Below are 21,788 nucleotides of genomic sequence, written 5' to 3' on the forward strand. Positions count from 1 at the left end.
CGCCCCTATCACCCGAGGTTGATTGATGTTCAAAGTGTTACGAGACTGGATCCAGCGCTACTTCTCCGATGAAGAAGCCGTGGTGCTGGCGGTCCTGCTGTTTCTGGCCTTTACGGCCGTACTCACCTTGGGTGGCATGCTGGCGCCGGTGCTGGCGGGGATGGTGCTGGCTTACCTGATGCAGGGGCTGGTCACCACCCTGGAGCGTTTACGCTTGCCGGGCGGTGCAGCAGTGGGCCTGGTATTTGCCTTGTTCATGGGGCTGCTGGTGGTGTTTATCGTGGTGGTGCTGCCGCTGCTGTGGCACCAACTGATCACGCTGTTCAATGAGTTGCCGGGCATGCTCGCCAAGTGGCAGTCGCTATTGCTGCTGTTGCCGGAGCGCTACCCGCATCTGGTCTCGGACGAGCAGGTGTTGCAGGCCATAGAAGTGGCGCGCGGCGAAATCGGCAAGTTCGGGCAATGGGCGCTGACCTTTTCCCTGTCCAGCCTGCCACTGCTGGTCAACATCATGATCTACCTGGTGCTCGTCCCGATCCTGGTGTTCTTTTTCCTCAAGGACCGCGCCATGATCGGGCGCTGGGTGCGCGGCTATCTGCCACGCGAACGGGCGTTGATCACCCGGGTGGCCGAGGAAATGAACCGGCAGATTGCCAACTACATTCGTGGCAAAGTCATCGAGATCATTATCTGTGGGGGCGTTACCTACATCGCGTTTATCGCGCTGGACCTCAACTACGCCGCCTTGCTGGCACTGCTGGTCGGTATTTCGGTGGTGGTGCCGTATGTCGGCGCTGTGGTGGTGACGGTGCCGGTGACCTTGATAGCCTTGTTCCAGTGGGGCTGGAGCGACCAGTTCATCTACCTGATGGCGGTCTACGGCATCATCCAGACCCTGGATGGCAACGTACTGGTGCCGCTGCTGTTCTCGGAGGCGGTCAACCTGCACCCGGTGGCGATCATCTGCGCGGTGTTGTTGTTTGGTGGGCTGTGGGGATTCTGGGGGGTGTTCTTTGCGATTCCCCTGGCGACGCTGTTCAAGGCCGTGCTGGATGCGTGGCCGCGGCAGGAGCCGGTGGTGGCGCCGTTGTTGTAGCGGCAGGAGAGAATTGTGGTGAGGGGGTGTGTCCCTCACCACAGTGGTCCGCGCTACAGATCAGGCCTTGCTCAATGCCTGGGCTGCGGTCAGAACGGCATCTACATGGCCTGGCACCTTCACGCCGCGCCATTCCTGGCGCAGCACACCTTCCTTGTCGATCAGGAAGGTGCTGCGATCCACGCCCAGGTATTCCTTGCCGTACAGCTTCTTCAGCTTGATGACATCGAACAACTGGCAGACCGCTTCATCCTTGTCGCTGATCAGCTCAAACGGGAATTCCTGCTTGCCCTTGAAGTTCTCATGGGACTTCACGCTGTCGCGCGACACGCCAAACACTTCGGTGTTGGCGGCCTTGAATGCTGCGTACTGGTCACGGAAACCCTGGCCTTCGGTGGTACAGCCCGGGGTGCTGTCCTTCGGGTAGAAGTAGATCACCACTTGCTTGCCCTTGAGGGCGGCAAGGCTGAAGGTCTGGCCACTGGTGGCCTGGGCTTCGAAATCGGCGACCGGTTTATCGATGACTACCGCCATGGTTACTTCCTTACATTGGGTTCTGTGGGCGCCACGGTTCGATCAACGCGTCGAGGTTCAGGGCATCGGCGAAATCCAGGAACTGGTCGCGCAGCCAACTGATCTGCACGCCGGCCGGCAAGGTCACGGTGAAGGTGGCGTTGAGCATGGTGCCGCCGGTTTGCGGTGCCTGGTAGGTGTCGCAGGTCAGGTTCTCCAGCTCGACGTTATGGTCGATGAAGAACTGGCACAGCTCATTGACGATGTCCGAACGGTAGGCCGAGCTGACATACGCCACATAAGGAAGCGCCTGCGGGCGATTTTCCAGCGCGGCGCTGCGCACTACGTTAACGGTGAAGTCGTGCTTCTTGGCCAGGCCCGGCAGGCCGGTCTCCAGGCGCGCCAGGGCATCCCAGGTGCCGGAAATCTGCAGGACCAGCGCACTGCACTCGCCATGGCGGGTCAGGCGGGAGGTCACCACGGCACAGCGGTTTTCATGGCTGGCGCGGCACAGGACGTTGGTCAGCTCCATGGGGTTGGCGCCGAGGGCACTGATAACAAGGAATTGTTCGCGAACTGTGGGGGTGGACATGCAGCCTTCCTAAAACGATGAGCGGTCGATACTGTGAGGGCTGTATCGATCAAAGCATGAAGGGTAGCGAAAAGCGTCGCCAAGGGATAGGAGGTGGCGTTTTCATTGCGTGATCCGCCTGATTTTGCCCTGCCTCAACCCGTGCTTTGGCTCAATGATGGCATTGCCCGTCGTTTAGTTGCGCCAGAACGCATCCTCAGGCGGTACTTCGCTTGTACAAGCATCTTGGCGCCAGTACCATTACGGCTCTCTTTTTCCGGCAGGAGCGGTTGCATGATTGCGGGCAGTATGGTGGCACTGGTCACACCCATGGATGCACAAGGTCATCTCGACTGGGACAGCCTGGGCAAACTGGTGGACTTCCACCTGCAAGAAGGCACCAACGCCATCGTGGCGGTCGGCACCACAGGTGAATCGGCCACCCTTGATGTGGAAGAACACATCAAGGTGATCGAATTCGTGGTCAAGCGTGTCGCGGGGCGTATTGCCGTGATCGCCGGCACGGGCGCCAACTCGACGCGCGAAGCCATCGAGCTGACCAAAAACGCCAAGAAAGCTGGCGCCGACGCTTGCCTGCTGGTGACCCCGTACTACAACAAGCCGACCCAGGAAGGCCTGTACCAGCACTTTCGCACCATTGCCGAAGCCGTCGACATCCCGCAGATCCTCTATAACGTGCCGGGTCGTACCGCGTGCGACATGAAGGCCGAGACCGTGATCCGCCTGTCCACCGTGCCGAACATCATCGGCATCAAGGAAGCCACCGGCGACCTGCAGCGCGCCAAGGACATCCTGGCTGGTGTGAGCAGCGACTTCCTGCTGTATTCCGGTGACGACGCCACGGCTGTCGAGCTGATCCTGCTGGGCGGCAAGGGCAATATCTCCGTGACCGCCAACGTGGCCCCGCGCGCCATGAGCGACATGTGTGCCGCCGCCATTGCCGGCGACGCCGTGACCGCCCGTGCGATCCACGAGAAGCTGATGCCGCTCAACAAGACACTGTTTATCGAATCCAACCCTATTCCCGTGAAGTGGGCGCTGTTCGAGATGGGCCTGATGCCGGACGGTATCCGTCTGCCGCTCACCCGCCTCAGCGAAGCCTGTCACGAACCGCTGCGACAGGCCCTGCGCCAGTCCGGCGTCCTGGTTTAATTGAGGAAGCACTACGCATGAAGCGATTGGCCGGACTTTCCGCACTTGCCTTGATTATCTCCAGCACCAGTGGCTGCGGTTGGATCTGGGGCCCGGAAGGCTACTTCCGTGACCGCGGCAGCGATTACCTGGAAGCACAAGCAACCAAACCGATGCAGTTGCCGCCGGACGTCAACGTCGCCAAGCGCCTTGACCCGTTGCTGCCGATTCCACGCAACGTTGCCGACGACACCACCAAGGGTGAATACGTGGTGCCGCGTCCACAGCCGATCTCGGCCGTGGCGGATGCCAGCGACTACAGCCTGCAGAAGAGCGGTGATTCGCGTTGGATCGTGGCACAGCGCCCACCTGCCGAAGTCTGGCCGGTAGCGGTGCAGTTCTTCCAGGACAACGGTTTCCGCATCGACGAGCAGCGCCCGCAGACCGGTGAATTCACCACGGCATGGCAGCAGGGCAGCGAGCTGTCCGCCACTATGGCCAAGCGCCTGCAGGCCGGTGGTGTCGCCGCCGACAGCGAAGCCCGTGTGCGTGTGCGCATCGAGCCAGGCGTGCAGCGCAACACCAGTGAAGTCTATGTGGTCAGCGCCGAGCGTCCTGCCGGCAGCACTGCAAACGTCGACTTCACCAATCGCTCGGTCAACACCGGTGTCGACTCGGCATTGGTCGACGAGATGCTGGCCAGCATGAGCCGTATCTCCGAGAAGGGCGGTTCCGTTTCCCTGCTCGCCGCCCGTGATTACGACACCCCGAGCCGCGTCAGCCTCACCGAAGACGGCAGCGGCAACGTGGTGCTGAACCTGGGTGAAGACCTGGATCGCGCCTGGGCCAGCGTCGGTCGCGCGTTGGAGCAAGGCCCTTGGCGTGTTGAAGACATCAACCGCAGCCTGGGCCTGTACTACATCAACGTGGCTGAAAAGGCCGAGCGCAAAGACGAAGAGCCTGGTTTCTTCGGCAAACTGTTCGGCAGCAAGCCGACCAAGGAAGAAATCGAGACCCGCGCCGAGCGTTATCAGGTGCGTTTGAGCAAGGTTGGCGAGACTGTGCAAGTCACCGTCGAGAAGAACATCAACACCGTGGCGCCGGCTGAAACAGCGCGCAAGGTGTTGGGCGTGATTCAGGACAACCTGGGCTGATCCGATGCGTTTTGCCGTTCTCGGCAGCGGTAGCCAAGGGAACGGCACGCTGGTCGCCCATGACGACACGTACGTGCTGGTGGATTGTGGTTTCTCGTTAAAGGAAACCGAGCGGCGCCTGCTGCGCCTGGGGGTTCACCCCTCGCAGCTGAGCGCGATTCTGGTGACCCACGAACATGCCGACCACGTGCATGGCGTGGGTTTGCTGTCTCGGCGCTACAATCTTCCGGTGTACCTCAGTCGCGGCACATTGCGCGGGATGCGCAAACCCATAGAACCCGCAGGTTTCCTGGCTGGTGGCGAGCAGCTGCAAATCGGTGCCCTGAGCATCGATGTGATTGCCGTGGCGCACGATGCCCAGGAACCGACGCAGTATGTATTCAGTGACGGAGAGCGGCGTTTCGGCGTGCTCACCGACCTGGGCTCCTACTGCGCCAAGGTGCTGGACGGCTACCGGAACCTCGATGCCTTGATGATCGAGTCCAACCACTGCCGAGACCTGCTGGCTCGCGGTCACTATCCGTACTTTCTCAAGCAACGGGTCGGCGGCGAATTGGGACATTTGAACAACCATCAGGCGGCGTACCTGGTGTATGAGTTGGGTTGGCAAGACCTGCAACACCTGGTCCTGGCCCACTTGAGCAGCAAGAACAACCTGCCGACGCTTGCCCGGCAATGTTTTGTCGACACCCTCGGGTGCGACCCGGACTGGCTGCAACTGGCCGATCAAGATTCAGGGCTCGACTGGCGACATATCGCCTAGCCCACCTCACTCAAAGCGGAGCCCATCATGGAAAAACGTGAAGAACTCTACCGCGGCAAAGCCAAGTCGGTTTACAAGACCGACGACGCCAACCGCCTGATCCTGCTGTTTCGCAACGACACCTCGGCGTTCGACGGCAAGCGCATCGAACAACTTGATCGCAAGGGCATGGTGAACAACAAGTTCAACGCCTTCATCATGCAGAAACTCGAAGCGGCCGGCATTCCGACCCAATTCGACAAACTGCTGGGCGACAACGAGTGCCTGGTGAAGAAGCTGGACATGATCCCGGTGGAATGCGTCGTGCGTAACTACGCCGCCGGCAGCCTGGTCAAGCGCCTGGGCGTCGAAGAGGGCCTCAAGCTCAACCCTTACACGTTCGAGCTGTTCCTGAAGGACGACGCCAAGGGCGACCCGTTCATCAACGAATCCCACGTCGTGGCGTTCGGCTGGGGCACCGCTGAGCAACTGGCACGCATGAAGGAGTTGTCCCTCAAGGTCAACGACGTGCTGAGCAAGCTGTTCGACGACGCAGGCCTGCTGCTGGTGGACTTCAAACTGGAATTCGGCGTGTTCCACGATGGCTCCATCGTCCTCGGCGACGAATTCAGCCCGGACGGCTGCCGCCTATGGGACAAGGACACCAAGAAGAAGATGGACAAGGACCGCTTCCGCCAAGGCCTCGGTGATGTGATCGAAGCCTACGAAGAAGTCGCCAAGCGTCTCGGCGTACCGCTTTAATCGACGCAAGCATCTGATAGCACGGAAAAAAATCGCTTCTGCGCTTTGCTTCCACGAAACAGGCTGTTATGATGCGCGCCGTTGGAGAGATGCCAGAGTGGCCGAATGGGACGGATTCGAAATCCGTTGTACCTTCACCGGTACCTAGGGTTCGAATCCCTATCTCTCCGCCATTATTGAATATGACTAAGCCCCTGTAATCGTTAGAGATTAAAGGGGCTTTTTCGTTTTCTTCATACCATTTAGGGCATTTTTAGGGCAAAAACCTTTCCCTGTATACCGCTCTAGTCCGGCCTAAACCCCAACATTTTCGACACGATACCCGCCATGCTCTTGGTGTCCTTCGGTATCCATCTCCCGTAATGCTTTCGCACCATGGTTGTATCGGCGTGCCCCAGTTGCCTGGCCACCCATTCGACCGGAACGTAACTCGACAGCATTTGACTGGCAAACGTGTGGCGGCATTGGTTGGCGCCTCGGTGGCGGACCTCTGCTTTTTTCAGATGGGCAGTGAACCAGTTGCTTAATGTCTTGCCGTTCCAGAGTAAACCGCTGGTCGAACTGCGGAAAAGGAACCTGACTTTCATCTTCTTGGACGTGATGTTGTCGCGTTGGATAACGGTGATCTCTTCGGCTACAGCTTCCTTTGCGGCGGCAACTATCTCTTTCATTAGTACGAGGGCTGGGTCTATGAGTTCGATGGCTCGAACCCTGGAGCGCTCTTTGGGGACTTTGAATTCTCCTACCACCAGTGCGCGGCGGACGTGTACCAGGCCGGCTTCAAGATCTACGTCTTCAACGGCGAGTCCGATGAGCTCGGAAAGGGACAATCCGGCCCAGCAGTTGAACTCAATCATCCTGGTGTCAGTTCGGCGGTCAGGATCTGCTTCGGCGATCAGCTTGATCTCGGTACGACTAAAAGGGTCGGCATGCTCCAGGTCGACGTCCGATCCGACGTTGCTGATCCTGTCGAGCGGGTTAGCTTTCAGGATGCCATCGCCGAATGCATCGGCCCAGATACCTCGGATGACGGTAAAAATGTCATTCACTGTCTTCGGGGCCAAGCCTTGCTTGAGTAACTGTGCTTGAAACAACTCGATGTCGCTCTTACTGATGTCGACGATTCGACGCTTGCCGAATTTGTTCTCGACGTGCACAGCTTTACTGACGTAGTTGATGACGGTGCTCGAAGCTTTGAGCGCGCGTTGAACCTCCAGCCAGCGGTCAATACCTTCCTTTACGGTACGCTTGAGCGAAGGACCGCCAGTCCCGGTGAACATGGCAGCTCTTGGCGATTTGGGAAAGTGGGCCGCATAGTCGAAGCGGCCCTCTTTGATTTCCGCGAGAATGGTACGTCGCTTGTTGTCGGCGTAGGCGATCGCGGCCTTGTTTACCTTCGAGATCCCTTCCAGTGGTTCCCGGCACCGTTGACCGTTGAAGATGAACCAGATGCGGAGTTGCTTGCCGTTCATCTCCACGCCAGTTGGCATCTTGTTGATCATGGCTTCCCTTCCATCCAACGCTCAATGGCCGCTCGGTTGTAGACGATCACGTTAGCTGGGTCGTAACGCCAGTGCTTGCCCTCAAGCCACAGACCTCGGGAGCGGTATTTGCGAACCGCTTCGGTGCTTAGGCCGAAGACCGGGTACAGCAGATCCTGGCGAAACCATGCGCCGGGGGTGATGTTGAAGTCGAGTTTTTCTGCTGCGCTCATGCTGCCTCCGGTGTTTTCACGAGTTCAGGATCTGTGTCACAGAGTCCGTATGCGCTGGAGCAGGCCTGCGCATCTGTTGCAATCATCAGGTCGTACTGGATACCTCCTCGAGCGGTCTTGGACCACTCGACGGCCTGGCGAATGCTAGCGATCTCCATCACTTCGATCGCACTCATGTTTGCAATAGAGCCCTTTGGATGCTTGGCGTTTGACCCTGCAAAGAACGTGGCGGCGCCGCGTTTGCTGGCCTGCTGGACAGTTCGCTCCCAGCGATCGATCCGGTCAATCACGTCAGGGAACCGGAGGGCAATTTCGCGTAATTCATCCTTGCGGCAGTTGATGCAGGGCATGCAGCCGACGCGCCCCATGCCCTGGGAATAAAGCGGATTCGGTTTGATACCCATGTAGCGGTGAGCCTCGAACACTGCTGGAATATCCCACTTTAAGATCGGCCGGTAGTTAAATAGGCCGCCGCCCACTTCGTCACACTCGGGCAAATATCGCCTGTTAAGCGATTCTTCAGCGCGTACACCTTGCCAGCTCAGGATCATGTCGCCGGCATCCATCAAAGGCATAACTACTTGTTCAAACATAGGGTCGCGTTTCAGCTCTATGGTGCAGAACTGGGCTTTGCGGCTAGGGAACCGGCCTTTCCAGATGCACAGGTCTAGGAACGGGTTGCCGGTTGGCTGCAGCACGTCCAACGCTGCCAGCACTACCTCCTCTGCTATGCCTTGCGCCCGCCATTTCGATTCGATGAATCGGCGCTTGCCTTCAATACGCTGGGTGAAATCAGCACGCACGCGGGTTATTTTCGTGCGTGTAGCTTGTTCCAGGTAATCCAGGTACTCGTGGGTCTGTTGGTGCTCGTTGCCGGTGTCCGCGAAGACGGCCTGCAGGTTGGGTGCCTCTAAGGCAATTGCGACCAGTAGCGTCGCCGTGCTGTCTTTGCCGCCGCTGAGGCTGATGATGTTGTGCGTAGTCATTGATGCACCTCTTCCTGTTACATCCGAAACGATTGATGAGCACGCGACGGCGGTAATTTCTGTTCAGCAGGTTGTGCGCCGTCAGACTGGATCTCACACACGAAGCGGTGCCGTTTCCGGTTGGGGGCTGTCAGTGCTTTGGTGAGCCCAGGAATGGTGCCAATGCACTGCTCGTATGCGTCCGGTCCATTCCAATGCTGAGCTAGCAATACCTGGCAGTTCGTTCGTGTGGCGTCTGCGCACAGGTAGAGCAAAAGAAAGACCGTCATACGGCACCCCTCGGCTGAGCCACGCTTATATGTCCCGAAGCGTGCGCATACCCCACGACAAGCTGCGCGGGCGGGCGTCCTGAAGCGGTATGCGTTGCATCGCTGACCGCTGCCCCGCGCAGCTTTTCGTGGGGTATACGTGCCTTGGTAGTGACGCTGGAAGGAGCAGTAATGCCTGCTGCTGCGCAGCTGAGACTGTTTGTTTCTGGCGTGTCGACACCACTGGTGCTGCGGAGTAAAGCGGCCACGGCGCTGATGTTTTCCTGTTGGTTCTTCATGCCGCTTTCCTCCGATGTTCGACAGCGAGTTGGTCCATCAGGCGCTGGTGATAGGTGAGTCGGGCTTCTGCGGCAGGCCATGGACGGATGATTTCAGCCACGGGTTGTATGCCGACCAAACAATCCCATATAGCCGGATCGGTTGGCATGAGGTCGCGGCGTTCGGTGGCCAGCGCAATCAAGTCTGCCTGGTGAACGCATGCAGGAAGTTCCGCAGCAATGTCGAAGCGCTGGCACACGCGTTGCCATACCCAGTCTTCAAAGTCTTGGTATGCATGTATCCACTGCTTAAGTGGCTTGGTCATGTCGCCCAGGTACGCCTCTGGCGCGTCGTGGAGTAAGGCGGCGAGCTTGTGTTTTTCCGGCACCAGCTCGGCGACGATGCAGCTGTGTTGAGCCACGCTGTAGAACTCGCGGGTATGCCCGTTGAAGCGGCAGAGGTGTGCCAGTGAGTGGGAGATGTCCCGTGGATCGATCATGTCGGCGTCAGGCTCGAACAGATCAAAACGCTTGCCGGTGTGGGTGAGGATCCAGTTCATGCGGCCTCCTTCACGAGATCGGCCAGCAGCAGGGCGTTGTCAGTTGTTTTATGCAATTCGCGGAGTGCGTCGTAACCAATCAGCGCTTTCAACTGTCGGTCAAATTCTTTGTTGTGGCGTGTTAATGCGCTCAGTTCCTTCATGGTCTCGGTGTACTGCTGTTGCAGTGTTCCAGCGGCTTGGGGCGTCAGACGCAGCATTGGGATAGCGCGACTCATGCTGCATACTCCTGATAGAAGGAATTCAACTCGTCGGCCATGTTCAACGCGTGGTCACGTAAAATGAGTGCTTGAGTTGCGTGGCTTTCCGATTTGATGGCGTGGAAGAAATCGGCGGCGAGTTTGAGTTTTCCCGCGATGGCCAGAAGGATCTGACGGTCCTGGGGTTCCCTGATCAAAATCAGTTCCAGGCGTTCACATCGCCGTGTGGCGTTTTCGAGAGCAGTAGCGCCCGATGACTCGCCCTCCTCAATGCCCAGGATGTAGCCCTTAGCGTGGCCGTCGTCGTAGCCTTCGCTCCAGCCGTCCCTTAAGCCGCCTCGGTACCCGACCCAGTACAGAATGGCGAGTGCAATTACGAAGCTGATTAATGCGAAAATTTCAAATGCCGTCATGTGGTTTGCTCCTACTGTTTTGTTCCGCTTGGCTGGTGGTGCAGCGGTTGCGGTGGTGCAGCTGTTATCGAAGTGTGTCGGTTAAATATTCATCGCTCGTCTGGCTGGGGTTGAGTGTTTGTCAGTTCTTCGTCTGCGGCATTAGCCTGGGTATCAATGAAGATGGCCAGATGGCGGATGTCGATAAAACGGGGGCGCTTGGCGCTGGTATCCAGAGTGGTGATGGGTAGCGCTACACGGCCGCTTGTCAGTGCGCGAGTGAAGTTGTCCTGGTTGAGATTGCTGAAGTAGCGTTCACGTACCTGTTCGACGGGTACGAGCAGATCCCCGAGGGTTCGGTACAGCAGGTCAACGGTTTGACTTCTGGGCGCTATCGGCAGGCGCAGTTCGCGCTGTACAGAGGCCGTCATGCTGCGTTCGCCTTATCTACTTGGGCCTTGAGCGTGCCGAGCGTCAGCTTTCCGGGCCTACGTTGCGGCGCTGCTTTGGCATGGGGTTGGTTACTGGCTCGAATATCGCGGTTGATAGCTGCCAATGCTGTGCGTGCTGTATTGCCAAAGGCCACGAAGCGCGGCAGTGGGGAGGTGCTGTCTAGCGGTTCGAGCACGGCACCTAGCTCAACTCCCTCAATGCCATAGCCGAGGCGCAGCATGGCGCGGGCCCGATAGTTGGGGCCGAGATCGATGACGAGATGGTCAAGAGCAGCCGCCAGTTGTAGGTGTTCGATCTGCAGCGGTGCGGCGCTGGCTTCGAGGGAAATGCCAGCAGCTGTGGCGGCCAGTGTGAGGTTGGCCAAAATTTTTTCGGGCGTACGGCGTTCTTCGGGCAGGTTCAGCAGCTCAATCAGTAGGGTGTCAATCAGCTTGCGGTCCATGTGTGTTCCCTCGGGGGTGGTTCCAGGCGATCTCAACGTGGGTGCGTACTAGATCGCGTAGGTGCTCCGGTACTTCTGCCAGCGCGGCAATGCGTTCCTCGCGGTATCGCATCGCTGTGATCTGGCGGGCGTAATGGCGCGGCCATGCTTCAGGCTGTCTCATTACGCGACTTCTCGCGGGTCAGGCGCGGCGGGTGGGGTTGGGCGCTCAATACCGATCTGCCTGGCCAGCCAGGAAATACCAATGTCGGTCACGCGCGTGGTGCGCTTGTATTGCATGCCATGCTTCTCGTGAAACCAGCGACTCTCACGGGTGACCAAAAAGTCTTTGGTCAATGCAGGGTTGGTTGGCAGGTTGTGTTGATCCAGCAGGCCTTTGTCGCGCATGCGTTTCATCAGTTCGCGGTGACCCAAACCTAGGCGTTCGGCTACGCGTTTGAGGGATATGCTCATGACGACACCTCAAGCGGCGGCCGCGAGGCTGTTGCGGTAGCCCTGCAGGAATTGATTAAGGTTTTCAGCCAAGATTACGTAAGCGCGCTGGTTGTCGGCGGGCAGGGTGAGTAGGCAGCCTGCGTCGTCGTCGATTTCGATCACGGCGATAAAACCGCCGCGTGGGTTGCGCTGTATCTTTAGAGAAGGCTCCAGTTCGTCAGCGATCAGATGGTAAATGCCGCGCCCACGGCGGATTGCCAGACGTAGCGTCGCCTCTATGTCACTGACAGCCTCGTGCTCATCTACGTCAGGCACACCGGTAGGGCTGCGGCCATTGGCGATACCTTCGATAAAGCTCGCAACGCGCGTGGCGTTGTTTTTGCGGTGCTTATCGAGGGTGACTGAGGTATTGCGCGTCCCGCAGATGCGCACCATCACCGTTATGCCAGCGGTGCACTGTTCGATCTCGACCTGAGCCGCTACGGATTGGCAGCCATCACACGAATGCAGGGTGTGATTGAAGGTGCCGCTAAGGTTTACCTGGGCCTGTAGACGGATGTAGGCGCTGGCGTTGAGAGATAGTCTGCTCATGCTGCACGCCCTCCATCGTCTGGATTGAAGGGGGTAGGCGTTGGGCTGGTGGTTGATTTGCGTTTGGTGGGGGCGAAGGCGCAGCCGTGGATTATGGCTAGGCGGCGCACCTCGAAAACGCGGCTTTCTGGGCACGTTGGTAGGACGTGCAACGTTGCGGTTTGCATGGGAATTGCCTCGCTCTGTGGTGGGAGAGTGAGGCAATTAAAGTTCTCTTAACTTTCGAAGTCAAGATTGCTTAATCTATTTTGTTAAGAGGTCTACAGCTAGAGGGCTCCAGCGTGCCATACGGCCCGTCCCATGATGAGTAGATGACCAATGCTTGTATCGGTAGCGCTCTCATCCGGATAAGCGCGTTTGTCCTCGTTGTCGCTTCGAATTATCCAACCGTTGGTAAGCGTGTGGACTAAGCGCTTGATGCTGATGTCTCCGTCTGGGCGCTGAATTGCATAGATTCTGCCGTTCAACGGCTCGCGCTGGCCTTCGTCAATCAGCAGCACATCATCATCAGCAATGGTCGGGAACATGCTCATTCCTGTGCTGTAGATAACCTTGAGGTTCTTTTCCTTCAAGCCCATTCGGGTAAGCCAGTCTCTCCTAAACATTAGGCCGCCGAGGTCTTCTATGTGGTGGTTTGTATGACCCGGGCCTGCACCCGCCTTGGCGGTGAATTGGGGAATCAGCACATGGCCCTCCTCGAGGGCACCGGCGTCATATTTGTCCCCTATGCCTTCGGCAAGCCACTGTGCTGAGAACCCGGTAGCGCGTGCGAATAGGAAAAGATTTTCAGCCTTGAGGCTCCCGTCTCCCTGCGCTAACTGGCTAATTCTGGCAGCACTCAGGTTGGACTCTATGGCCAAGACGCTGGCTTTCTTTCCGCACTTGGAAATGGCGTATGCGATTCTTTCTGCTGGAGTATTCATTAAGCTAGCTTAAGGCTTACTTTGTTTGGAGTCCTTCATTTGCTTGCCAAATAAGTTAAGTGTACTTACTGTATTGGGCAGGCAAACAGGAGAGCACCATGCTCACGACAGAAGTAATCGCCTTCTTCGGAGGGAAATCTAAAGTGGCTGAGGCTCTGAAAGTCTCTCCCGCTGCAGTATCGCAATGGGGCTCTGAGCCGCCGCAGTCACGCCAGTATCAGGTTCAAGTGCTTACAGGTGGAAAGCTCAGGGCGACAGATAAAGCGTCAAGCCAGCAGGCCGCTTAACGAAGTAAAAGGCAGAGCGGCGCGGAGCAAACCAATACAACGCGCCGTTCCACCACCCCCCCAAGGCACGGATGCCCTGGGTTGCCTGCTAACCCACCACGGTCTGCAGGCTGTAACGACAGGGCACATGCGGAGCGTGTGCCTTGCCATTGGGGTGCAGCCGGGTTTTCTACCACAGAGCAACCGGCTGCATGCGACCACCTGTGAGTGACCACGGCGCAACTGTACCAAACAGGCATGCGGCGGTCACTGGCAGAGTTTTTGGAGTTTTGCCATGAACCGTAAACAGTTCAATTCCATTGAGCGCGCACGGCGTTCGCTGTTGACTCTACCGCAAGCTTTGCTCCACGCCGCACGTGATTATCCGGGCGGAGCCACTGCCATTGCCGCTATCGACGGCGGCAACGCCACCACCCTCAATCATAAGCTGAGCCTGACCAACACCAGCCACACGCCTAACATTGGCGATCTTGAACTGGTGCTGGATGCCACGCGCGATCCGCGCATCGTAGACGCGTTGCTGCATCCCATCGGTTGGGTGGGAATCGACGTTTCCGAGTTGAGCGACACCGATACGGCGCAGTCGCTAATGGCAGGCATTGGCGAGTTGCTTTCTCGTGAGGGGGAGTTAGCCACGCATGTATCGACCTCATTGTCCGATGACAAATTGGACGATGACGAACTGGCTGAGTTTGAACTGCTGGCCGAGCGGATGGTGCAGGCGGTGTTCAAGTTGCGCGCAGTACTCCGCAAGATGCATGCGGAGGATCTGACCTATGTCTGACAACGCAGATGTTGCTGATAACGTCATTGCTCTTAATCTTGCAGTGGCGATGGCCGCGCGTCCTAGTGCCAATCCAGGCCAATGTACGCTCGAGTGCGTGGACTGCGGGGATGTCATCCTAGAGGCTCGGCGATTGGCAATGCTTGATCGCGGCTGTACGCGCTGCACTGACTGCCAGGAGCTGGCAGACCGGCGTGGGGTACGGGCATGACCAATCACGAACTACTCGATGATGTGTTGGCCCAGTTGCAGGACTACGGGCTTAAACCAGAAACCCCATTGGAGATTGGTAAGCGAACGCGTTGCGAGTGCGGCGTTGATAAGGCCCCGGAGAAAACGGGTTGGTATGTGATCTATGAGCATCTGACTGGTGACGGCAAAACACTGTATTGCGGCGCTTTTGGCGACTGGCGTCAGGGTGAAAAGGGCAGTTGGCAGAAGATCAAGCCAAAGGGCGGGCGGCTGAGCGCTGAAGATCGAGCGGTGATGCGCGCCAGGGCCGAGGAAGGCCAGCGCAAGGCCGCCCTGGCTGAGGACCGAAAGCACCGCACTGCCGCCCGGCGCGCTGCTGGTATGTGGAAGCACCTATCTGAAAAGGGCGGTTCGTGTTACTTGGATGCCAAGCGGGTAGTCGGCATCGGTCTGCGTTACAAGGCAAAGAGCGGTACGGCTTTCGTGCCGATGCGCAATGTGAAGGGCGATATTGTCGGGCTACAAGTGCTGTACCCGGAAAAGCAGGCTGCTACGGGCAGGAACAAAACCTACTGGCCGTACGGTTTGGCTAAAGAAGGCGCGTTTCATCTGATCGGCCCGGAGCCAGAGCCGGGCGACGTGATTTTGATCGCAGAGGGATACGCGACAGGCGCCAGCCTGCACATGGCGACCTCACTGACGGTGTGCATTTGCTTTGATGCCGGCAACTTGCTGCCGGTGGCACAAGCCATGCGCACAAAGTATCCCGGCCGGCAGTTGGTGTTTTGCGCAGATGATGATTGGAAGACTGTAGTGAATGGGCACCCGTATAACGCGGGGGTAATAAAGGCTGGCAATGCGTCGGTAGTGGTCGGTGGGCAGGTGGTTATGCCGGTATTCGACAACGACCGGGAAGACGGCTGGACGGATTTTAACGACTTGCACTGTGCTGAGGGCATGGACACGGTGCGCCGCCAGGTGTTGGCGGTGGTTCGACCCTCTACCGATGAGGGGTGGCGTGAGAAGCTGCAGTACTCTGAAAAAGGAGGATTGATCGTACACCCATTCAATGTGGCATTGATTCTGGGTAACGATAAACGCTGGGCCGGCGTAATCGCCTGGGATTCGTTCAGCTCGAAGACGCGCAAGCTGCGTACACCTCCGTATGGCGGGGGTAAGGGGGACTGGACCGATCTTGACGACATCAGGGTGGCGCTGTGGCTTGCTGATGTTTATGGGCTACGAGTGAAAACTGCCCACGTTGTTGAGGCTGTAAGTGCGGTGGCGAATGACAACGCCTACCACCCGGTGCGTGAGTATCTAGAAAGCCTTGAGTGGGATGGCGTGCGACGCCTTGAACGTTGGTTGCAGGATCGGCTGGGTGTTATGGATAGTTCGTACACCCGCAAGGTGGGCAAGCGATGGCTGATTTCTGCGGTGGCACGCGTGTGTCGACCTGGCTGCAAGGCTGACTCAATGTTGATTTTGGAAGGTTTGCAGGGCGAGGGGAAATCCACGGCTGCGCGGGTATTGGGCGGCGAGTGGTTCATGGATACGTCATTTGATCTGAGCAGCAAAGACGCCTATCAGGCGATCCGGGGTAAGTGGATTGTGGAGATGGCCGAGCTGGACTCACTGAACAAGGCAGAGTCGACCAAGGCCAAGCAATTCGTCTCATCGCCCATCGATACCTACCGCGAGAGTTATGGCCGGCGGATGCTGGATGTTCCCCGGCAGAGCGTTTTTATCGGCACGACCAACCAGGATGAGTACCTGAAGGACGATACGGGCAACCGCCGTTACTGGCCGGTAATGTGTACTAAAGTTGATCTAGAGGGACTGCGAGCCGACCGTGATCAACTCTGGGCCGAAGCGTTAGCCTGTTTTCGCGCAGGTGACATCTGGTGGGTGGAGCGCGATGAGGCTGATGTTTTCGCAGCTGAGCAGGATCAGCGTTATCAGGCAGATATGTGGGAAGACCTGGTGGTCGGCTACCTGGCCGACAAGCATATTGGCGATACGGTGACGGGCGCGCACTTGCTTGAGCATGCGCTTAACATCGATCCAAGCCACTGGGGTAGACCCGAGCAAATGCGCATCGGCAAGATTATGCATCGGATGAATTGGCCCCGCCGGCGCAAGGGTAACTGTGTGCGTGGTGTGCGCAGCTATGAGTATGTGAAACCGCCGGAGTGGAAGCGAGGGTCGGCGGTGCCCAGGCAGGAGACCGCATTTTGATCCCGGAAATGGATGAGATGTTGAAATTATGGGCGCTCGACATGCACGGTGGCGGTGGCCCTGACGGGTCTGCCAGCAGTATGTTGGGTCAATTGATCGATTGCCGGGGGGAATTGATTCGAGGCACACGCGGCGGTTCGAAGATGCTGCTGCCATGGAGTGCAGACATTGAGGTGATCGTAAACAAGCGTCTGTCCTGGCATCTGGCCCAAGTGGTGCAAGAGCATTACCTGAACCGTGAAAGCGTAGAACGCCAGAAATGGGCGCACTGCGGGTGTGGTCGAACGCAGTTCTATGCGCGCTTGCATTCGGCACATCTGGAGATCGCAGGCATGCTGCTGGAGCGCGTAGCTTGATGGTGCGGCGCGTCCCTGTACGGCCTGCTAGTGTTTTGGCGGGTGGTTCATCTGCGCGCCGCGTGTTAACTGATGATGGCCCACCGTCCCACCTTTTTTGCATCTTTCCCGCATGTGACGCATACACCCACATACGCGCGCGCGTACGCGCAGCGTTTATTAATTCTCCCTTTACATGGAAAAAGTAATAAATAGTAGGACGGAGGGGCGCCGCTTTGATTCATCGGTGTTTCAGACGTCGCGCCTCTCTTGAAAACAGTGGGACAAGAGGGTCCATGCCTGCGGCGCTAGAGCCAGTAACGTTATATGTCCGTTGATTGCCGGTGTATTGCCGTTGATTACCGTTGATTGCAGGGTGGCAGCGCTGAGCTCTTGCTGCCACCGGACTGGAGGGGTATAAATCAGTCATGTTCAAAGAGGTACGCAAACAGCGATCTCACCAAAAACCCGGCCTTTGCGCCGGGTTTTTTCATTTCTCCTCAGACGTACTACTTCGTACAGCCAATTTTTCTTTTGGAACTGAGAAATGGAACGAGATCAGAAGCTGTTGGTGAAAATCTTAGACGTCTGCATCAAGGACTCCGATGACTGGAAGCTCAATTTATCGGCGAAGGATATTCGCAGCAAATTCTCCAGCGCCGAGTGTGTCCATTGGTCCGGTGTAGTCGTGGATGGCCATATCGAGCTGCTTGTAGATTTGGGTTGTATCAATGTTGAAGGGGACGCTCCGGATATACGTATCCAGCGCGTCACTAATGCGGGATATAACTATCTCGACAGAAGTAGAAGGTTGAGTTCGCGTAGCAGTGAACTCCCCATCCACTAGACAACAACGTTTTTGAGCCCTGCCTAGTGCAGGGCTTTTTCGTTTACGGAGTAGACCAATGACGAACGAACAGCAAGCGCTGGCAGAAATGCCGATCTGGTTAGTGATCGTCCTGGCCCTGGTGGGCGGTGTGTCGGGCGAGATGTGGCGAGCGGACAAGGAAGGGACGCGTGGTTGGGCATTGATCCGACGATTGGCCCTTCGGTCCGGCGCCTGCGTGGTGTGCGGGGTATCGGCGATCATGCTGCTGTATGCGGCAGGCATGTCGATCTGGACGTCCGGTGCGCTGGGATGCCTCACGGCGATGGCAGGGGCAGACGTAGCGATCGGGCTGTACGAGCGCTGGGCGGCCAAGCGCCTTGGTCTGCGTGAAGCACAAGCCAACGGTGAAGCTGGACCATAAGCATCCAGGGGCAATGACCATGATGCGACTTGAGATGCGTGACAACATCGACAAGATCGTTAGGGAGATGCGTGGGCTCAGCAAGTCGAAGGTGCCAATAGCCGCTGCCAAAGCGCTGACCTTCACCGCTGAACGCGTACAGGCGGCAGAGAAGGCCGAGCTGGAGCGGGTATTTGATCGGCCGACGCGCTGGACGCTCAACTCTGTCTTCAAGCGCAGTGCCACGACCAGCCGCCTGTTTGCCCGTGTGTGGATCAAGGACGAAGCAAGCTCAGGTGTGCCCGCGTCCAAGTACTTGCCGGTGCACATTGACGGTGGCAACCGACCACATAAGCGATTTGAGAAAGCGCTGATCCACTACGGCTTGATGCCAGCGGACATGTACGCCGTCCCTGGTCGGCGCGCCAGGATGGATGGCAACGGCAACATCAGTCGCGGCCAGATCGTGCAGATCCTGTCCGCACTCGGAGCAGCTGAGCGGGTGTCGGGCTTCATGGCAAACCGCACTAAGCGCAGCCGACGCCGCAACCGCAACGCACCGGACTATTTCGTGGGGCGGCCTGGCAACGGCACCGGCCCTTTGGGTATCTGGCAACGGATCGGCAACGGGGCACGGCCCATCTTGATCTTCGTCAAGCGCCCGACGTATCGGCGGCGCTTTGACTTCTACGGGGTAGCCAATCGCGTAGCGGAAGCCGAGTTCGAGCCGCTGTTCCGACGTGCCCTGGCACGGGAGATGGAGCGAGGCTGACCTCTTGTGGGTTCAAAGCATTTTTTCTAATAAAAACGGTGATTTTTCAATGATTTGCCGGGGGTTTGGCTTGACAGGTCGACCTGCGATCCAAAATCAATGGGTCCTTCCAGGCAGCGGGGCCATCGGGGTAATTCGAACCCCGACTTTTTTGCAGATTCAACCCGACATGGGGGGTTCCGCTTCCCTCCCAGCAACAGGACCAGATCATGCCAACCCAACATGAAATCGCCGAGCATCTGGACATGAGCGAGCGTAATGCCCGCGACGTGCTCAAGGGCCTGACTCTGGATTGGCAAACGGCAAGCATGGACGAGATCCGAACGGCCTATATCCGCGATTTACGCGCGAAAGCCGCTGGGCGCGGGGGCAGCCAACTTGAGGAACTCAATAGAGCGCGGATCGATGACCTGCAGCAGAAGTCAGCCAACGGACGGTTGGTGTATTACGAAAAACTGCGCTCATTGATTCCCTCCGGCGAGGCAGAGCGCGCGCTGTCTGACTGGGCCAGTTTCGCAAACCGGGAATACCTGGGCGGCCTTGAACGCATCATTCAGGAAATCGAGAACGTGCAGAAACTCACGGTTGATCGAACAGTGGTGGCCAAAGTTGCTGGACCTACGACCGAGCGAATTGCAGGCTACGCGCGAAAACTTGGCGCGGAGCTTGTCGGCAGCAGCGGGGAAATTCAACCCGCCGCGTGACATCCCGACCGCGCACTACCTGAGCACCGAGTTTTACCTGCCCGCTGAAAGCGGCGTGCTGCATGGCCTGTACGATTTCCAATACACGCCTTACTTCCTTGGCGTCGCCGCCGCCCTAGATGATCCCCGGGTGAGCGAGGTGGATCTGATGAAAGCGGCGCAGATCGGCTGGACGTGGTTCTTGATCGGCTACCTGTTCAAGTTCATCCATAACCTACCGCGCCCGATCATGATTCTGTTCGCCAAGGAAAAGGACGGCAAAAACTTTCATGACGAAAAGCTCAAGTTCGGTGTAACGGCGAACACTGAGGTGGCCAAGCTGATGCCAGTCGACGTCAGCCGCACCTCGGGCAACCGTTGGGACCATAAGACCTTCCCGGGCGGATTCCTCAAACTGGTGGCGTCGAACTCTCCAGGCAACGTTAAGTCCACGTCGTCGGTGGGCTTGTCGGTGGTGGAGGAACCGGACGACACCAGCGACGACGTGAAGGGGCAGGGTGATGCGATCGCCCTGCTCGAGGAGCGCGGCAAGCGCTACCCCGGCTCCAAGATGCTGGTGGGCGGTACGCCGGCGATCAAGGGCGCGAGCAAGACCGAAGCGCGCCTGGCCCAGACCGATTGCCGGGTGTTGCCAATCATCTGCCACAGCTGCGGCCAGTCGCATGTGTTGGACTTTGCCCATATCAAGTGGCTCGACATTGAAGAGGACGCCCAGCCACACGAGATCTACGGCCGTGCGGATCCAGAGACCGCCGGCTACGGTTGCCCGCACTGTGGCGAAATTTGGGACGACTACCAGCGCAAAGAGAACATCCGCAACACAGTGTTCAATGCGATTGATGCCGGCGACCCTTATTGCGGCTGGGTACCGACTAAACCCTTTGCTGGTCGTGCCGGATTCATTGAGCTGAACGAACTGTACGCGTGCCTGCCCGGTACCAGCCTGGCCGACATCGTGCGGGAGAAACTCAACGCCGAACACCAGGCGTCGATTGGCAACCTGTCGTTGCTGATCAAGTTCGTCAACCAGAAACAGGGCCGTGCCTACGAGTACAAATCCGACCTGCCTGAGGCCGATAAACTGGCTGAGCGAGCGGAGGACTACCCGGAAATGTTCGTGCCCATGGAGGGCCTGGTGATCACCGCCGGTGTCGATGTGCAGCACGATCGCCTGGCGGTGGTGATGCGGGCCTGGGGCCGAGGTGAGGAATCCTGGCTGATCTACTGGGGCGAGATCTACGGCGAAGTGGTGCTGCCTGACCAGGGCGTCTGGCTGGATCTGGAAAAGTTGCTGTTTGCGCCGATTTCACACGCCTGCGGCGCCAAGCTGAGAGTACTGGCTACTTCGCTGGATACCTCGGACGGCACCATCACCCAGGACGCGGCGTATGCGTTTTGCCGTAAGCATCAGCGCAATGGTGTGATGGCGATCAAGGGCGCGAGCGAGCGCGGCAACACACGCGACGATGAGCGTCGGGAGATCTTCAGCGCACCTCGGCAGGGCGTCGATACGGACAAAGAACAAAAGGCCTCGAAGTACGGCCTGCGCCCTTACATCGTCGGCACCTCGCGGGCCAAGGATCTTTGGATTGAGGGCCGTCTGCCATTGACCGGTGATGGTCCTGGTCGGATGCACTTTTACAAAACGGTGCGCCCGGATTATTTCCGGCAGATCACCGCCGAAGTGAAGGCGCCCAGCCGGCGACACCACTACCGCAAGGTCTGGCAGAAAAAGGCCGGCCAACCGAACGAAGGTACCGACTGCGAGACGTATGCGTTGCACGCGGCCCGCTCCCTGAAAACGCATTTGATGCGGGAGCAAGACTGGGCTGGGCTCGATGCACAGATCCGTCAGGGTGCGTTGTTTGACCCACCCGAGCCGGATCAATCCGAGTCAGAACCCGCTCCCGAAACGGACGGGACCAGTCCGGAACCTACACCACCAGTCGAACCACCTAATCTCCCGCCCTCTGGCGGGAGAGTTGTTTCTGGGCGCCGTAGTGCAATGCGCGTGCTCTCCCAACGCAGGAATTAA

At 58.1% G+C, this 21,788-nt stretch carries 27 protein-coding genes and 1 tRNA gene; 15 read left to right on the plus strand and 13 right to left on the minus strand.

The genetic code is table 11. The features are described from left to right. The first annotated feature begins 25 nt into the window (after nt 1-25). The gene (locus tag ACHPFG_RS08235; RefSeq protein WP_053136801.1) at nt 26-1,096 is read left to right on the plus strand and encodes an AI-2E family transporter; all 1,071 of its coding nucleotides are present in this window, start codon (nt 26-28) and stop codon (nt 1,094-1,096) included. 60 nt (nt 1,097-1,156) lie between these two features. On the opposite strand, the gene ACHPFG_RS08240 is transcribed toward ACHPFG_RS08235, so the two are convergent. Both ACHPFG_RS08240 and ACHPFG_RS08245 read right to left on the minus strand, forming a co-directional pair. After that, nucleotides 1,157-1,630 (minus strand): peroxiredoxin, encoded by a 474-nt coding sequence (locus ACHPFG_RS08240; protein WP_431702061.1) that lies wholly within the window; start codon nt 1,628-1,630, stop codon nt 1,157-1,159. 10 nt (nt 1,631-1,640) lie between these two features. Further along, nucleotides 1,641-2,201 (minus strand): glycine cleavage system protein R, encoded by a 561-nt coding sequence (locus ACHPFG_RS08245; RefSeq protein WP_003172487.1) that lies wholly within the window; start codon nt 2,199-2,201, stop codon nt 1,641-1,643. A 273-nt stretch (nt 2,202-2,474) separates the two neighbouring features. On the opposite strand from ACHPFG_RS08245, the gene dapA reads away from it, so the two are divergent. The 5 genes from dapA to ACHPFG_RS08270 all read left to right on the plus strand — a co-directional run bounded on the left by dapA (nt 2,475) and on the right by ACHPFG_RS08270 (nt 6,163). Next, a complete protein-coding gene (gene dapA, locus ACHPFG_RS08250) occupies nt 2,475-3,353 on the plus strand; it encodes a 4-hydroxy-tetrahydrodipicolinate synthase (RefSeq protein WP_131697108.1) in 879 nt (292 codons plus the stop codon). Nucleotides 3,354-3,370: 17 nt separating this feature from the next. After that, complete coding sequence (bamC, locus tag ACHPFG_RS08255) at nt 3,371-4,486, plus strand: outer membrane protein assembly factor BamC (RefSeq protein WP_027604311.1); 1,116 nt, start codon at nt 3,371-3,373, stop codon at nt 4,484-4,486. 4 nt (nt 4,487-4,490) lie between these two features. Then, the gene (locus ACHPFG_RS08260; RefSeq protein WP_027604310.1) at nt 4,491-5,249 is read left to right on the plus strand and encodes an MBL fold metallo-hydrolase; all 759 of its coding nucleotides are present in this window, start codon (nt 4,491-4,493) and stop codon (nt 5,247-5,249) included. 27 nt (nt 5,250-5,276) lie between these two features. Then, nucleotides 5,277-5,990: a phosphoribosylaminoimidazolesuccinocarboxamide synthase gene (purC, locus tag ACHPFG_RS08265; protein ID WP_027604309.1), complete on the plus strand. Its 714-nt coding sequence runs from the start codon at nt 5,277-5,279 to the stop codon at nt 5,988-5,990. Nucleotides 5,991-6,073: 83 nt separating this feature from the next. Beyond that, a tRNA-Ser gene (locus ACHPFG_RS08270) sits at nt 6,074-6,163 on the plus strand. A gap of 111 nt (nt 6,164-6,274) precedes the next feature. On the opposite strand, the gene ACHPFG_RS08275 is transcribed toward ACHPFG_RS08270, so the two are convergent. The 11 genes from ACHPFG_RS08275 to ACHPFG_RS08325 all read right to left on the minus strand — a co-directional run bounded on the left by ACHPFG_RS08275 (nt 6,275) and on the right by ACHPFG_RS08325 (nt 13,212). Beyond that, entirely contained in the window at nt 6,275-7,492 is a 1,218-nt protein-coding gene (locus tag ACHPFG_RS08275) for an Arm DNA-binding domain-containing protein (protein WP_184744345.1), read from the minus strand. Continuing rightward, nucleotides 7,489-7,704, minus strand: coding sequence for an excisionase family protein (xisR, locus tag ACHPFG_RS08280; protein ID WP_090408080.1), 216 nt, complete (start codon nt 7,702-7,704; stop codon nt 7,489-7,491). The genes ACHPFG_RS08275 and xisR overlap by 4 nt, the downstream gene beginning before the upstream one ends. Then, on the minus strand, nt 7,701-8,690 hold the full coding sequence (locus ACHPFG_RS08285; protein WP_431702062.1) for a phosphoadenosine phosphosulfate reductase family protein: 990 nt from the start codon (nt 8,688-8,690) through the stop codon (nt 7,701-7,703). Before ACHPFG_RS08285 ends, xisR begins: the two co-directional genes overlap by 4 nt. Nucleotides 8,691-9,233: 543 nt before the next feature. Then, on the minus strand, nt 9,234-9,776 hold the full coding sequence (locus tag ACHPFG_RS08290) for a phosphohydrolase (protein ID WP_431702063.1): 543 nt from the start codon (nt 9,774-9,776) through the stop codon (nt 9,234-9,236). Further along, entirely contained in the window at nt 9,773-9,994 is a 222-nt protein-coding gene (locus ACHPFG_RS08295; RefSeq protein ID WP_431702064.1) for a hypothetical protein, read from the minus strand. Before ACHPFG_RS08295 ends, ACHPFG_RS08290 begins: the two co-directional genes overlap by 4 nt. Then, nucleotides 9,991-10,389, minus strand: a complete 399-nt coding sequence (locus tag ACHPFG_RS08300) for a hypothetical protein (protein ID WP_431702065.1) — start codon at nt 10,387-10,389, stop codon at nt 9,991-9,993. The genes ACHPFG_RS08295 and ACHPFG_RS08300 overlap by 4 nt, the downstream gene beginning before the upstream one ends. An 89-nt stretch (nt 10,390-10,478) precedes the next feature. Then, nucleotides 10,479-10,799, minus strand: a complete 321-nt coding sequence (locus ACHPFG_RS08305) for a pyocin activator PrtN family protein (RefSeq protein ID WP_431702066.1) — start codon at nt 10,797-10,799, stop codon at nt 10,479-10,481. Further along, the gene (locus tag ACHPFG_RS08310; protein WP_141605297.1) at nt 10,796-11,263 is read right to left on the minus strand and encodes a hypothetical protein; all 468 of its coding nucleotides are present in this window, start codon (nt 11,261-11,263) and stop codon (nt 10,796-10,798) included. The genes ACHPFG_RS08305 and ACHPFG_RS08310 overlap by 4 nt, the downstream gene beginning before the upstream one ends. A gap of 162 nt (nt 11,264-11,425) precedes the next feature. After that, nucleotides 11,426-11,716, minus strand: coding sequence for a phage antirepressor KilAC domain-containing protein (locus ACHPFG_RS08315; RefSeq protein ID WP_419480624.1), 291 nt, complete (start codon nt 11,714-11,716; stop codon nt 11,426-11,428). Nucleotides 11,717-11,725: 9 nt separating this feature from the next. Beyond that, nucleotides 11,726-12,289, minus strand: a complete 564-nt coding sequence (locus tag ACHPFG_RS08320; protein WP_431702067.1) for a hypothetical protein — start codon at nt 12,287-12,289, stop codon at nt 11,726-11,728. A 266-nt stretch (nt 12,290-12,555) separates the two neighbouring features. Then, on the minus strand, nt 12,556-13,212 hold the full coding sequence (locus ACHPFG_RS08325; RefSeq protein WP_431702068.1) for a S24 family peptidase: 657 nt from the start codon (nt 13,210-13,212) through the stop codon (nt 12,556-12,558). 98 nt (nt 13,213-13,310) lie between these two features. Between ACHPFG_RS08325 and ACHPFG_RS08330 the strand changes: the two genes are divergently transcribed. From ACHPFG_RS08330 to ACHPFG_RS08370, 9 genes are all read left to right on the plus strand, one after another. Further along, the gene (locus ACHPFG_RS08330; protein ID WP_141605600.1) at nt 13,311-13,499 is read left to right on the plus strand and encodes a Cro/CI family transcriptional regulator; all 189 of its coding nucleotides are present in this window, start codon (nt 13,311-13,313) and stop codon (nt 13,497-13,499) included. Nucleotides 13,500-13,773: 274 nt separating this feature from the next. Beyond that, nucleotides 13,774-14,283 carry a phage regulatory CII family protein gene (locus ACHPFG_RS08335; protein WP_074844100.1) on the plus strand — a complete coding sequence of 170 codons (510 nt, stop codon included), beginning with the start codon at nt 13,774-13,776 and terminating at the stop codon, nt 14,281-14,283. Nucleotides 14,284-14,490: 207 nt separating this feature from the next. Then, nucleotides 14,491-16,713, plus strand: coding sequence for a VapE domain-containing protein (locus ACHPFG_RS08340; protein WP_431702069.1), 2,223 nt, complete (start codon nt 14,491-14,493; stop codon nt 16,711-16,713). 17 nt (nt 16,714-16,730) lie between these two features. Beyond that, on the plus strand, nt 16,731-17,069 hold the full coding sequence (locus tag ACHPFG_RS08345; protein ID WP_409563889.1) for a hypothetical protein: 339 nt from the start codon (nt 16,731-16,733) through the stop codon (nt 17,067-17,069). Between the two features lie 526 nt (nt 17,070-17,595). Next, nucleotides 17,596-17,895, plus strand: a complete 300-nt coding sequence (locus tag ACHPFG_RS08350; RefSeq protein WP_092484772.1) for a hypothetical protein — start codon at nt 17,596-17,598, stop codon at nt 17,893-17,895. Between the two features lie 58 nt (nt 17,896-17,953). After that, a complete protein-coding gene (locus ACHPFG_RS08355) occupies nt 17,954-18,298 on the plus strand; it encodes a phage holin family protein (protein WP_065927355.1) in 345 nt (114 codons plus the stop codon). A 19-nt stretch (nt 18,299-18,317) separates the two neighbouring features. Beyond that, the gene (locus tag ACHPFG_RS08360) at nt 18,318-19,049 is read left to right on the plus strand and encodes a hypothetical protein (protein ID WP_141605306.1); all 732 of its coding nucleotides are present in this window, start codon (nt 18,318-18,320) and stop codon (nt 19,047-19,049) included. Nucleotides 19,050-19,258: 209 nt separating this feature from the next. After that, on the plus strand, nt 19,259-19,753 hold the full coding sequence (locus ACHPFG_RS08365; RefSeq protein WP_092484766.1) for a hypothetical protein: 495 nt from the start codon (nt 19,259-19,261) through the stop codon (nt 19,751-19,753). Beyond that, entirely contained in the window at nt 19,716-21,788 is a 2,073-nt protein-coding gene (locus ACHPFG_RS08370; RefSeq protein WP_431702070.1) for a phage terminase large subunit family protein, read from the plus strand. The genes ACHPFG_RS08365 and ACHPFG_RS08370 overlap by 38 nt, the downstream gene beginning before the upstream one ends.

Origin of the sequence: Pseudomonas sp. BR20, from assembly GCF_050780135.1 — a bacterium.
Taxonomy (GTDB): Bacteria; Pseudomonadota; Gammaproteobacteria; order Pseudomonadales; family Pseudomonadaceae; genus Aquipseudomonas.